Below are 13,488 nucleotides of genomic sequence, written 5' to 3' on the forward strand. Positions count from 1 at the left end.
CTGGGTCACGGTTATGATCAATGAAGCGAACAGCAGCCGCGCGGTGCCATCTGTCCAATAATCGGTTGGCGCGGATCCCCCCAAACCAGCTGGGGAATAAAGCCGGGTAGCGCTTTGTACTCGTCAGCCGTCACAACACGGCCGGTATCGAGGTGGGTCACAACAAGGGAAATTTGCGGTTTGTCTTCGGGGCGAAGATCAAGCGAATAGATGGTCGGCCCGGCATTCAGAACACGTGACACACCCTGTGTCACACAACGTCCTTTATCATCGACAAGCCCCATGCCGATCCGGCTGAACCGGCCGACATAATGCATGTTGCAGCTTGTCGCGTCGTTCGGGGTCGCGTCGGCCTGATTGATGAAAACATCGATCAGATAACTGTCATGGGTACAACGAACATCGTCAAAGACCACCCATGGGCCATCGTCCATGATCTTGGCTTCGGCACGTGTTGCGACAAACGGATCGGCGGAAACACCGGCCTCTTTTGCCATTTTTCCCGGTTTGGATGGCTTCGCCTTTACTGCCGTCGGGGATTTCTTGCGCGCCGCGTCACCAGTGAACTGTTTGGCAAGAGGTTCTCCATAGTCATACCCGATACGACGGCTATCCTGCGCCATTTCACCAATTGAAGTATAGCGCCAATGGTCCGCGCTGGAATAACTTACATCCGTCGCACCTGCGCCCAAAAACGGTTGAAGCGGTGTCTGGGTGGTGAATTGCGCGCCGGGATGATTGCGGATCCAGACTTCAAGCATCCGGTCGATATTGGCGTGATAGGACAGGAACAGCGGATCAAACGCGGTATAGGCATTGTCGCCCATATCCGGCCCCAGCCAGCCGTGATAATTGTCGTGGGGCTGTTCATAAAGACCGTCAAAATTGACATCGCGATAAGGATACAAATTATCGGGCTGCGGCGGGTGAAACGCCGGGATATTGGCCCACGGGTAACCGGGGACTCCCTGCGGCGTGCTGAAAGTTTCGAATTCCAGCGCATCAACGACCTGCTGCTGGAAAATCCGCGCCATCGCATAAAACTTGGTGCGTTCCGCCCTGTCGGTATCACCGGATGTGTAAAATAACGGATTACGCTGGACGTATTTGCAGTCCGGTCCGCTCATCTTGCCGATCGCACACAGTTTGGAATTGCCGTCCTTGGCCGCAGCATAACGTAACGGGTTGGGGCGCTTCTTGCCGGTGCCGGGATGGATATATGCCTCGTCCAGAAACGCTTGGGGCAAGCCAGCTTCGGGGCTACCATCGACACTGGCATCTTGTGCCATCCAGTCCCAATAGGGGATCGCAAAATCGATCAGTTCTTCCAGATACAGAAGATACGCCCGATGCCAAAGCGCAAAGGCTTCCTGATAATGCAGGCACCAGTTGGTGTGGATATAGGCAAATATCTGCCACGGTGCGCCGCGGTCCGGATTGCCAATCTGCATGATATCGTCAAGCTTGGCACGATAGGCATCAAGCTCGTCCTGACTTAACGACCGGATATCGGCCCTGATACGTTTGACCTTTTGCGGCAAATCCGGCGGCGGTATGCGGTCGGCCGGATCGAAGGGGGACGTTTGATCAACCCGCCACCCCTGATTAACCCAAAGCCGAAAGGTTTCCAGCGCATCAATCGGCCAGAATTGAGTCTGATCGGTGGTCAATGGCATGCTACGCGATGCCAGATGATTATAAATCGTCACCGACCATTCCTTGACCGAATCCACCTGATCCAGATCGATGAAATAACCGCGCATGCACCCGATCCAGCCCCGCGCCACGGCATCTCGCTCGTTAGGCGCAATCCAATAAGGCGCGACAAACAGGTTTTTAACGTCAGAATTCCATGTCGGTTTCGCTACAATCATCGCCTGCCCCGAATAACCCCATGAGTTTTATTGAAGTTTTCTCCACTTTAGGTAGTGTTAAGTTTAGCCCTTCCGTACGGAGAAATTTTGCAAAGTTGGGCGAATAGTGATGGGGTTTTTGCAATTTCAGGGGGCTATTGCAGGATTTATGGCAGATGCGATTGATCTGAAGATTTTGGCGAAGCTCCAGAAAGACTGTACGCAAAGTCTGGAATCGCTTAGCGACAGCGTCGGGCTATCCCCGACAAGCTGTTATCGACGGATCAAGAAACTCGAAAGCGACGGGGTCATTCGCGCGCGCTGCGCGATCCTTGATGAAAAGAAACTCGGCTTTCAGGTCACTGCCATGTTTCTGATAAAGCTTGAAAAAGATAGCGCCGATATCGATCAACGCATGCAGCAGATCCTCAAAAACCGGCCTGAAATCCAGCATTGCTATCTGATCGCCGGTGATTTTGATTTTGTGATGATCGCCAAATTCCGCGATGCGACGGAATATACTGACTATATCTATCACTTCCTTGAAACCTACGCCGATATCCCGATCCAGACCTATACCTCCAAACTGGTGGTCCGTACCGTCCGGCAGGACTGGGCCCTACCGCTTTAGGCGACAAAAATGCCTCGGATAAGGTCACGAGGCGCTTTTGAGTAGATGCTCAGAAAACCACGCTTGGCAACCATTGCGCCAAAGACGGCCACAACCAGATTACGAAAATGCCAAACACCTGAAGTGCTATGAACGGCACCACACCGGCATAAATCTGTCCGGTGGTGATTTCCGGAGGCGCGGCACTGCGCAGATAAAACAGCGAAAACCCGAATGGCGGGGTCAGGAACGATGTCTGCAGATTGATCGCAATCAGGATCGCCAGCCACACCGGATCATGACCCATCATAATCAGTCCGGGGGCAATCAGCGGCAGCAGGATCACCGTGATTTCCACGAAATCAAGGAAGAAGCCCAGAACGAAAATCACCGCCATGCAGAAAAACAGCGCGCCCATCGGGCCACCGGGCATGGATTCAAGGATTTCCGCCACATGGTCTTCGCCGCCCAACCCGATAAATACCAGCGAAAACATGCTGGCGGTCAGGATGGTGGCAAAGATCATCGCCGTTACGGTCATCGTCGATGTCAGTGCAGATTTCAGAACGTCGGCCTTCCATGCCTGTCTCAGGCACGCGGCAATCGCGGCAATACCGGCAATCGCCAGAACGACATATCCAGCGCCCAGAACATAATCAAACCCGGTCAGATCATTTCGCTGAAACCGGACCGGGGCAATCCCGGCCATAACAGCAAGGATCAGAAGGGCCGCAGTCCCCGCCAGGACCAGCTTCCGGTTTGCTCCCTGCCGCACACCGGCCATCAGGATCGCGCCAATCGCGCCGACCGATGCGGCCTCTGTCGGGGTGGCGACACCACCAAGGATCGCGCCCAAAACCGCAATGATCAGCAAAACCGGCGGCAGGATAGCCCGGATTACCTCGCCCATATCCGGGCGGCCATCGTCACTTTTGACCGGCGGCATATCATTTGGCCGGAAAAAACCACGCAACAGGATATAGGCAATATAAATCACCACCAGCGTCAGACCGGGGATGAGGGCCCCTGCAAAAATCTGCCCGACCGAAATGGTTTCGATGGTGAACTTGCCCTGTTCGTACTGTGCCTGCTGATAGGCCGATGACATCACATCAGACAGAATGATCAAAAGCGTAGACGGCGGAATGATCTGCCCCAGCGTACCCGCCGTGCACACAAGCCCCGATGCCATTTTCGGGTTATAGCCAGTACGCAACATGGTCGGAAGCGCAATCATGCCCATGGCAATCACGGTTGCACCAACAATCCCCGTCGATGCCGCCAGCAACGCGCCCACCAGCACCACGGAGATGCCAAGCCCACCGCGCAACTGGCCAAACACCCGGCCCATGGTATGAAGCAAGTCTTCGGCAATGCGCGATCTTTCCAGTACCACACCCATGAGGACGAAAAGCGGAATGGCAATCAGCACGTCATTGGTCAGAACACCAAACACCCGCTGACCAAGGGCCCCCATCAGCGCAATATTCATCGCGTCAGTTGCCCAACCGATAAAGGCAAAAATCACCGCCACACCAGCGATGGAAAACGACACCGGAAAACCAAGCAAAATGCAGCCCATCAGGGCCGCAAACATCAATAAATCAAGGTATTCCATCAGGCGGTACGCCCCCGCAAAATGATAATTTGCCGCAGAAGACAGGCAACCGACTGAATAATCAAAAGAATACAAAAGGCCGGAATCAGGGATTTAAGCAACCAGACGGCCGGAATCCCCCCCACCGAAATCGCGCCTTCCAGCATCGAAACGGAATTAACCACCGACGGCCATGACCAATACAGCAATGTCGCCATCGACGGGATCGCAAGCACGACATAGCCAAAGACATCAATCCTGGCCTTGGTCGTTTCGTGTGCCGCAGCATAGAAAATATCGACCCGCACATGTCGATCAACCAGAAGCGTATAACCCGCGCCCAGCATGAAAAGCCCGGAATGCAGGTAAAGCACGCTTTCATTCAACGCGATCGAACTGAACCCGAAAACATAGCGCAGCAAAACCACGGCAAACTGCAAAAGAACCATCAGAAGTGCAAACCACCGCACGGTCATTCCGGTCCACTGGTTCACCTGATCCAGCGCATCAGCAAGGCGTTGCATGAAATCCCCCGCGAAACAACAAGACCGGCGCGAGCAAACCCGCGCCGGTCTTCAGTTCTATCAGAAGCCAAGGACCTTGGCGCGCGCATTCATCTGACCGTTATCGGCATAGGTCATGTAGCCGCCAATAAGATCACGATAGGCAACAAAGCTCTCAGTCGTTTTGCGTGTCAGTGCATCGTCACTTTCGCGAAGCTCGCCAATCACTTCGGCTGCTGCCTTGCCCATTGCTTCGATCACATCATCGGGCAACATGCGCACCTGCACTTCCTGCTCGGCAACAAGCTGTTTCAGGGCCATCGCATGCTTGGTCTCGTACTCGGTCCAGACCTCGTTATAAAGGCTGTCACAGGCAAATTTGACCACGGCCTTAAGGTCGTCGGGAAGGTCGGCATATGCCTTGGCATTCACTGCACATTCCTCGGCCGAGGACGGCTCGCCCACACCGGGCCAGTAATAGTTCTTGGCAACCTGATAGAAGCCAAGCGCACTATCGGACCACGGACCGATGAACTCGCCTGCATCAAGCGCACCGGACTGCAATGCCTGGAACATGTCACGCCCGCCCATGGCCTGAACCGCCATGCCAAGCTTGGCACACATTTCCGAGGCAAGGCCGGTAGTACGGAATTTAAGCCCCTTAAGGTCTTCGGCCGATTTGATTTCATTGCGGAACCAGCCTGCCCACTGCGGGCCGGAGTTCCCGCACAAGAACGGTTTCAGGCCAAACTGGCCATAAATCTCGTCATAAAGTTCCTGACCGCCACCATGGGTCAGCCAGCCGACCTGTTCGTCTGCACGCAGGCCGAACGGCTGCGACCCGAACAGAAGAATGCCCTTGGATTTTGATCCCCAATAAGCCGGAACCGCGTGATAAATGTCAGCAGTCCCCTCGGCAACTGCATCAAACACGCCGTTGCCCGGCACCAGTTCACCGGCGGCATGCAATTTGACCTCGATCCGGCCACCCGAAAGGGTCGTGATGCGATCAGCCAGTTTCTGTGCGGCAACGCCTGGCCCAGGCAGGTTTTTGGGCCATGCGGTTACCATGTTCCATTGGCGTTTATCCTGTGCAATGGCTGGCGTTGCAAAGGTTGCCGCCATGGCGGCAGCCCCGGCACCGGCAACACTGGCAGTCAGAAATTCACGTCTTTTCATTTTATATAGCCTCCTTGATGAAGAACCCTGATTGGTCGGGGGCGTTTGCCCCCGGCCCTTCTTTTGTCAGATTACTTGCCGAGAATCCCGGGAAGATTAAGCCCGTGTTCTCGTGCGCAATCCAGTGCGATTTCATATCCCGCATCGGCATGACGCATCACACCGGTTGCCGGATCATTCCAAAGGACGCGTTCGACCCTGCGTGCAGCATCTTCCGTGCCGTCACAACAAATCACCATGCCGGAATGCTGCGAAAAGCCCATTCCGACACCGCCGCCGTGATGCAACGAAACCCAGGTGGCCCCCGATGCCGTGTTCAGCAGCGCATTAAGCAACGGCCAGTCACTGACCGCATCCGAACCATCTTTCATCGCCTCGGTTTCGCGGTTCGGGCTTGCGACCGAACCACTGTCGAGATGGTCGCGACCGATCACCACCGGGGCTTTCAATTCACCGTTTTTGACCATCTCGTTAAAGGCAAGCCCCAGACGGTGCCGCTGCCCCAGACCGACCCAGCAAATACGTGCCGGCAAGCCCTGGAACGCAATACGTTCGCGCGCCATATCCAACCAGTTATGCAGGTGTTTGTCATCCGGGATCAGTTCCTTAACCTTCTGATCCGTCTTGTAGATATCCTCGGGATCGCCCGAAAGTGCAGCCCAGCGGAACGGTCCGATCCCCTTGCAGAACAGCGGCCGAATATAGGCCGGAACAAAGCCCGGGAACGCAAACGCGTTTTCAAATCCTTCTTCGAGGGCCATCTGACGGATATTGTTGCCGTAATCGACCGTCGGGATACCGGCATCGTGGAAGGCAACCATCGCCTCGACCTGAACACGCATCGATGCGCGCGCGGCCTTTGCCACCGCTTTCGGATCAGATTCCTGCTTTTCGCGCCATTCCGCGACAGACCAGCCCTGCGGCAGGTAACCATGCACCGGGTCATGGGCCGATGTCTGATCGGTCACGATATCGGGGCGGACACCACGTTTGACCAGTTCCGGGAACACATCGGCGGCATTGCCGATCAGGGCAACCGATTTCGCCTCTCCCGCTTTGGTCCAGCGATCAATCATCGCCAGTGCCTCGTCCAGCGAATGGGTTTTTTCATCGACATAGCGGGTCCGAAGGCGGAAATCGGCCCGCGTTTCATCACATTCGACGGCCAGACAGCACGCACCGGCCATAACCGCGGCCAATGGCTGTGCACCGCCCATACCGCCAAGACCACCCGTCAGGATCCATTTGCCCTTAAGGCTGCCTCCATAATGCTGACGCCCGGCCTCGACAAAGGTTTCATAGGTGCCCTGAACGATGCCCTGTGATCCGATATAAATCCACGACCCCGCCGTCATCTGGCCATACATCGCCAGACCTTTTTTATCGAGTTCGTTGAAATGATCCCAGTTGGCCCAATGCGGCACAAGGTTGGAGTTCGCAATCAAAACACGCGGTGCATCCTTGTGGGTGCGAAACACGCCAACCGGCTTGCCCGACTGCACCAAAAGAGTCTGGTCATCTTCCAGTTCCTTCAGGCTGGCAACGATCTGGTCAAAATCCTTCCAGGTACGTGCCGCCCGGCCGATACCGCCATAAACCACAAGTTCATGCGGGTTTTCGGCAACGTCCGGATGCAGGTTATTCATCAACATGCGCATCGGTGCTTCGGTCAGCCAGCTTTTGGCAGTGATTTCCGTGCCGGTTGCCGGATAGACGTCGCGCTGGTTATGCCGCGGATTGTTGCTCATGATTTGCCTCTTAACGTCGGGGCCAGTTCGGCCAATTTTTCAAGAATGGAAGTCAGATGCGTGCGCAGTTTTGCGGCACGGCTTTCGTCATAGGCCCAGGGTGCTGCCTCGGCCTGAAGATAGGTTGATTGCGCCAATTCCATCTGGATGGCGTGCTGATTGATATCGGGGCGACCGTAATGGCGCGTGGTCCAGCCGCCTTTGAAACGGCCATTAACGATGCTGGTGTAATCCTTCGCCGCGGCACAGACATCGCGCGCTGCCGCCTCGATCACCGGATCGCAGGTCGTCCCCAGATTGGTGCCAATATTGAAATCGGGAAGCTTCCCGTCAAACAGGAACGGGATATGCGATCTGATCGAATGACAATCATAGAGGATCGCGACCCCATGCTTTTCGCGGACCCGGTCAAGCTCGCCTGCCAATGCCTGATGATAGGCTCTGTGAAAATGATGGGCGCGAAATGCGATATCATCGTCGTCAGGTGCCTGATCCCAGATGTTTTCACCATCAAAATCAGTCAGCGGCACCAAGGTCGTGGTGTTCTGACCGGGATACAAACTGACCCCTGCCGGGTCGCGATTGGCATCGATCACGTAACGATGGAACGTTGCCCGAACCGTCGTGACATTATCGAGAAGCCCGTCATAAAGCGTGTGGATATGCCAATCCGTATCGGCAAGTTCGCGCCCGCGATCATTCAGTTTTGCGGCAATGTCGTCTGGAACATAGGTCCCCGTATGGGGCAATCCCAGAACGATGGGACCATCGCCGTGCCTGACTTCAACCGGATTGCTCTTGGTCATGCGTTGCCCCCCACCACAAAACCCGAAAGTTTCGCCGCCGAAACAAGGCTGCCGTTGGTGACCAGCTCCGCCGCCTTCGCCAGATCAGGTGCCATGTAACGGTCCTGCTCGACACTTGGAATGTCTTTGCGGACCATCGCCAGGACATCCTGCAAACCGGCACTGGTTTTCAGCGGACGGCGGAATTCAACGCCCTGTGCCGCACAGATCAGCTCAACCCCCAGAATGTAGGAAAGGTTGGCATTCATCCGGGCCAGTCGGCGTGCACCGTGGGCGGCCATCGACACATGGTCTTCCTGATTGGCGCTGGTCGGCGTGCTGTCGGTCGAGCACGGATTGGCAAGATGCTTGTTCTCGCTCATGAGCGCTGCCGTCGTGACCTCGGCAATCATCAGACCGGAATTCAAACCCGGATCGGGGGTCAGGAACGGCGGCAGATCATGTGAAAGCGTCGGATCAACCATCAATGCCACGCGACGCTGGGCAATCGCCCCGATCTCGGCAACGGCAAGGGCAATCTGATCGGCGGCAAAGGCCACCGGTTCGGCATGGAAATTCCCGCCCGAAACAATCCGGCCATCTTCTTTGAGAACCAGCGGATTATCGGTGACCGCATTGGCCTCGATCTCCAGCGTCTGCCCGGCGAAGCGCAGCAAATCCATGGCTGCCCCGGTCACCTGCGGCTGGCAGCGGATGCAATAGGGGTCCTGAACGCGGGTATCGCCTTCGCGATGGCTTTCGCGGATTTCCGATCCGTCCATCAATGCGCGCATCGCGCGCGCCACATTGATCTGCCCCGGATGACCGCGCAGCGTATGGATTTCATCAACCAGTGGGGCTGTCGATCCCATGATCGCATCGGTCGAGAGCGAGGCGGTGACAATCGAACTGGCCGCGTTGCGCCAGGCTGAAAACAGCCCGACCAATGCGCATGCGGTTGAAAACTGTGTGCCGTTAATCAGGGCAAGGCCCTCTTTCGGGCCAAGGACCACCGGTGTCAAACCAGCCCTTTTCAGGGCATCCGCACCGGCCATGGTTTCACCGCGATAGACCGCTTCGCCTGCACCGATCATAACCGCCGTCATATGGGCAAGCGGTGCCAGATCGCCCGACGCCCCAACCGATCCCTGCGATGGGACGACCGGGGTTACACCATATTCCAGCATCCCCTCGATCAGATCGATAATGTCCCAGCGCACACCCGATGCACCCCGCCCGAGCGACAGCAATTTCAACGCCATCATCAGACGCGTGGTCGGGATATCAAGCGCATCCCCGACACCGCAGCAATGGCTGAGGATCAGGTTGCGTTGCAGGGTTTCGGTATCCTTGGCCGCAATCTTGACCGATGCCAGTTTGCCAAAACCGGTATTGACCCCGTAAACCGCATCACTGCCTTCGGCGGCGGCACGGACCATCGCATGGGCGGCCTCGACCCCGGCCTTGGCCGACGGGTCCAGCTTCACGGCGGCCTGACTGCGCCAGATATGTTCAAGATCGGCCAGTTTCACAGACGCGGGGATCAGGGTGACGGTCATTTTGCATCCTTGTCGAATACAGGTTTCGGGGCGCGTGGGCAGAGTTCAGGGCGCCTAGCGCGCGACCGGAACCCCACCAAAAATACGTTCGAACAGCGGGTTGAACCCGATGCGGTATGAAAGCTCTGCCGGGTGCGACACATTCCAGATCGTCAGATCGGCACGCATCCCCGCTCTGACCTGCCCGGTATCGGACAGGCCCAGTGCACGGGCGGCATGGGCCGTTGCCCCGACCAAGGCTTCTTCGGGGGTCAGGCGGAATAATGTGCAGGACATATTCATCGCGAGCAGGATCGACATCAGCGGCGATGTCCCCGGATTGCAATCGGTGGCGACCGCGATTGGCACGCCATGCTTTCGAAAGGCAGCGACGGGCGGCAACTGTTTTTCATGCAGGGTATAAAATGCGCCGGGCAACAGGACCGCGACCGAGCCGGATTTGGCCATGGCCATCGCATCTTCTTTGTTGGCATATTCGACATGATCGACCGACAGTGCGCCATAGCTCGCGGCCAGTTTGGTGCCGCCGATATTTGAAAGCTGTTCGGCATGCAGTTTGACCGGAATGCCAAGCGCGCGGGCGACATCGAACACACGGGCAATCTGTGCGGTATCAAACGCGATGCCTTCACAGAAACCGTCAACCGCATCGACCAGCCCTTCGGCGTGGGCCGCGCGCAATGTCGGGATGCAGACCTCGTCTATATAACGATCCGGTTCACCCTTGAATTCTGCCGGGGTAGCGTGGGCACCAAGGAAAGTGGTTTTGATTCGAACCGGGCGATGTTTTTCAATCGCACGTGCGGCGCGCAACATGTTCAGTTCCGTGTCGCGGTCCAGCCCGTAACCGGATTTGACCTCGATCACGCAAACACCCTCGGCTAGCAGCCCATCGACCCGCGGCAAGGCACTTGCCAGCAATTCTTCGACACTGGCGGCGCGGGTTGCGCTTACGGTTGAGACAATACCACCGCCCGCACGGGCGATTTCCTCGTAACTTGCCCCTTGCAGACGCATTTCGAACTCAACCGCGCGATTGCCGCCATGCACGACATGGGTATGGCAATCTATCAGAGCCGGGGTGATCAGGCGGCCTTCAAGATCGCGATAGGGGAATTTTTTGCTGTCTTTATAGTCTTCGGGGATCGCGTCGGCATCGCCGACCCAGACGATCTTTTCGCCTTCAATCGCCACCGCGCCCTTATCAATCATACAATATGATAATTGATCTTTGCCCGGCGCTTTATCGATCGCGACAATTTTCGCATTCCCCAAAAGCATGTAAAGCTCACCCTTGATAAGTCTGTTATTAAATATAATATGTACGTACATAATATCACTGTCAAGACAGGTAGAAGCAATGACGGTTCTCTGGGCAAATCAGGCACTTACCACCAAAGGCTGGGAAAACAGCGTCCTGATCGAGATTGGTAAAGACGGCAGAATCACAAAGGTTCAGGCCGATTCCCCTGCCACCGGAAACCGCGTTGGTACGCTTCTGCCCGCGATATCGAACCTGCATAGCCACGCGTTTCAGCGTTCGATGGCCGGACTGACCGAAAAACGCGGCCCCGATCCCCGTGATACCTTCTGGACATGGCGACAATTGATGTTCCGCTTCCTTGATCAGCTCACCCCGGATCACGTGCAGGACATCGCGGCCTTTGTGCAAATGGAAATGCTCGAAGCCGGATACGCCAACAATACCGAGTTCCATTACCTGCACCATCAACCGGGCGGCGTTCCCTATGACAATATCGCCGAGATGGCCGAACGCATTGCGGCGGCGGCAAACATCACCGGTATCGGCCTGACGCTTCTGCCCGTGCATTACCAGTTCGGCGGTTGCGACAAACGCCCGCTGGGCGCGGGGCAAATCCGGTTTGGCAATGATCCGGAACGCTTTGCCAAATTGTATGAGGAAAGCGAAAGGGCGTTGAAATCCCTGCCGTCCGACACACGCATGGGCGTTGCCCCGCATTCGCTGCGCGCCGTTGGTCGCGAGGACCTGATTGCCACCACGCGGCTGTCAAAGGACGGTCCGGTTCACATGCATCTGGCCGAACAGGTCGCCGAGGTCGAGGAAGTCGCGGCATCCTGGGGCAAGCGCCCGGTCGAATGGCTGCTTGAACATGCCGATGTCGATGAAAACTGGTGCCTGATCCATTGCACGCAGATGCAGGAACACGAGACGCTTGGCCTTGCCAGAACCGGGGCTGTTGCCGGGCTTTGCCCGATCACCGAAAGCAGCCTTGGCGATGGTATCTTTGATGGTGTGCGGTACCTGAATGCGGGTGGAAATATCGGTGTCGGATCGGATTCCAACATTCGCATTTCACTTTCCGAAGAACTCCGCACACTGGAATACAGCCAGCGTCTGCGCGATAAATCGCGTGCCGCCCTTGCCACCCCGGAAAAATCCACCGCCCGCCGGTTGTTCGATGCGGTTGCCAAAGGCGGCGCACAGGCGGCAGGCCGCAATGCCGGCCGGATCGAGGTCGGCGCACTGGCCGATCTGATGGCGCTTGATGGCGCGGCAGTTGACCTTATCGGTCGGACAGGCGATACGATCCTCGATACATATGTCTTTGCCGGAGATGATCGCATGGTGCGTGATGTCTGGTCGGCCGGTCGCCATGTCGTGACCGAGGGCCGCCATATCGCACATGATACGATCACGGGCCGGTATCGCAAGGTGATGGAACAACTCAAGGAAGCGGTGTGAGCACCACCACGGAACTGACAAACTGGCAATCGGTCCATGACGAGGTCCTGCGCCGCATTCACACCCGTGAATGGAAACCGGGCGACCAGATCCCCAAGGAAGTCGAACTGGCCGAGGAACTGGGCTGCGCGCGCGCGACCGTCAACCGGGCGCTTCGCGAACTTGCCACCGAGGGCTTCCTTGATCGCCGCCGCAAGGCCGGAACCCGTGTTGCGGCCCATCCGGTGCGACGCGCGCGGCTTGACATTCCGGTCATACGGCTGGAGATCGAGGGCCGCGGCCAGAAATACGCCTATGCCCTGCTGTTTCGCGAACGCCGCAGCCCGCCGCCGGAAATCTGCGCCAATCTGGGTGTAACACCTGACAGCGACATGCTGCATATCACGTCGCTGCATCTGGCGGATGGCAAGCCCTATATGTTTGAAGAACGCTGGGTCTCGGTCGCCGCGACGCCAGAAATTGTTGATGCTGATCTGTCCAAAATCAGTGCCAATGAATGGCTGGTACTTCATGCCCCCTACACCAAGGGCGACATTTCATTTTCCGCCGTGCTGGCTTCCGAAAACGAAGCCGAAATCCTGCGCACGCAAAAGAATGAACCGCTGTTCCTGATCGAGCGCACGACCTGGGAAGGGGAACAGGGCATTACCTCCGCCCGGCTGTTATTCGCGCCGGGATATCGGATGCATACGGCACTTTAGACCTTCCACAGAGCCTTTGGTTTCTGCGCATATCCGCCCCTTTTTTCAGATTTCCTAAAAAAGTTCTTGATTTGTTCTTTTAATTATGGCATAAGAGAAAAGTCAACGGGAGAAATACACCCGGACCGAAACCCGCAAAGCCTTGTAGGCTCTGCGGGTTTTTGCGTTTGGGGCCGGATCAAAGAGGATATCAGGATGCAGCGGCAAGGATTGAGGCAGGGCAGCGGG

The 13,488-nt window shown here is 56.6% G+C and carries 11 protein-coding genes; 3 read left to right on the plus strand and 8 right to left on the minus strand.

The features are described 5' to 3' along the window. Nucleotides 1-17: 17 nt before the first annotated feature. Nucleotides 18-1,874, minus strand: a complete 1,857-nt coding sequence (locus IT971_RS19960) for a tyrosinase family protein (RefSeq protein ID WP_074624794.1) — start codon at nucleotides 1,872-1,874, stop codon at nucleotides 18-20. 109 nt (nucleotides 1,875-1,983) lie between these two features. Here IT971_RS19960 and IT971_RS19965 point away from each other — a divergent pair, with 109 nt between their 5' ends. Next, nucleotides 1,984-2,484 carry an Lrp/AsnC family transcriptional regulator gene (locus tag IT971_RS19965; RefSeq protein WP_196871093.1) on the plus strand — a complete coding sequence of 167 codons (501 nt, stop codon included), beginning with the start codon at nucleotides 1,984-1,986 and terminating at the stop codon, nucleotides 2,482-2,484. 49 nt (nucleotides 2,485-2,533) lie between these two features. On the opposite strand, the gene IT971_RS19970 is transcribed toward IT971_RS19965, so the two are convergent. The 7 genes from IT971_RS19970 to hutI all read right to left on the minus strand — a co-directional run bounded on the left by IT971_RS19970 (nucleotide 2,534) and on the right by hutI (nucleotide 11,046). Next, nucleotides 2,534-4,081 carry a TRAP transporter large permease subunit gene (locus tag IT971_RS19970; RefSeq protein ID WP_063092492.1) on the minus strand — a complete coding sequence of 516 codons (1,548 nt, stop codon included), beginning with the start codon at nucleotides 4,079-4,081 and terminating at the stop codon, nucleotides 2,534-2,536. Further along, entirely contained in the window at nucleotides 4,081-4,584 is a 504-nt protein-coding gene (locus IT971_RS19975) for a TRAP transporter small permease subunit (protein WP_063092491.1), read from the minus strand. Before IT971_RS19975 ends, IT971_RS19970 begins: the two co-directional genes overlap by 1 nt. Nucleotides 4,585-4,644: 60 nt before the next feature. After that, complete coding sequence (locus IT971_RS19980; RefSeq protein ID WP_007088762.1) at nucleotides 4,645-5,742, minus strand: TRAP transporter substrate-binding protein; 1,098 nt, start codon at nucleotides 5,740-5,742, stop codon at nucleotides 4,645-4,647. Nucleotides 5,743-5,813: 71 nt separating this feature from the next. Continuing rightward, nucleotides 5,814-7,490, minus strand: a complete 1,677-nt coding sequence (gene hutU, locus IT971_RS19985; RefSeq protein WP_063092490.1) for a urocanate hydratase — start codon at nucleotides 7,488-7,490, stop codon at nucleotides 5,814-5,816. Then, the gene (gene hutG / locus IT971_RS19990; RefSeq protein WP_007088760.1) at nucleotides 7,487-8,296 is read right to left on the minus strand and encodes an N-formylglutamate deformylase; all 810 of its coding nucleotides are present in this window, start codon (nucleotides 8,294-8,296) and stop codon (nucleotides 7,487-7,489) included. The genes hutU and hutG overlap by 4 nt, the downstream gene beginning before the upstream one ends. Further along, the gene (gene hutH / locus IT971_RS19995; RefSeq protein WP_007088759.1) at nucleotides 8,293-9,834 is read right to left on the minus strand and encodes a histidine ammonia-lyase; all 1,542 of its coding nucleotides are present in this window, start codon (nucleotides 9,832-9,834) and stop codon (nucleotides 8,293-8,295) included. The genes hutG and hutH overlap by 4 nt, the downstream gene beginning before the upstream one ends. Nucleotides 9,835-9,888: 54 nt before the next feature. Beyond that, nucleotides 9,889-11,046 (minus strand): imidazolonepropionase, encoded by a 1,158-nt coding sequence (hutI, locus tag IT971_RS20000; RefSeq protein WP_369813947.1) that lies wholly within the window; start codon nucleotides 11,044-11,046, stop codon nucleotides 9,889-9,891. 148 nt (nucleotides 11,047-11,194) lie between these two features. Here hutI and IT971_RS20005 point away from each other — a divergent pair, with 148 nt between their 5' ends. Next, nucleotides 11,195-12,559 (plus strand): formimidoylglutamate deiminase, encoded by a 1,365-nt coding sequence (locus IT971_RS20005; protein ID WP_063092488.1) that lies wholly within the window; start codon nucleotides 11,195-11,197, stop codon nucleotides 12,557-12,559. Further along, complete coding sequence (locus IT971_RS20010) at nucleotides 12,556-13,260, plus strand: GntR family transcriptional regulator (RefSeq protein WP_063092487.1); 705 nt, start codon at nucleotides 12,556-12,558, stop codon at nucleotides 13,258-13,260. The genes IT971_RS20005 and IT971_RS20010 overlap by 4 nt, the downstream gene beginning before the upstream one ends. Nucleotides 13,261-13,488 lie beyond the last annotated feature (228 nt).

Source organism: Thalassospira sp. B30-1, assembly GCF_015767575.1.
Classification (GTDB): Bacteria; Pseudomonadota; Alphaproteobacteria; order Rhodospirillales; family Thalassospiraceae; genus Thalassospira; species Thalassospira xiamenensis.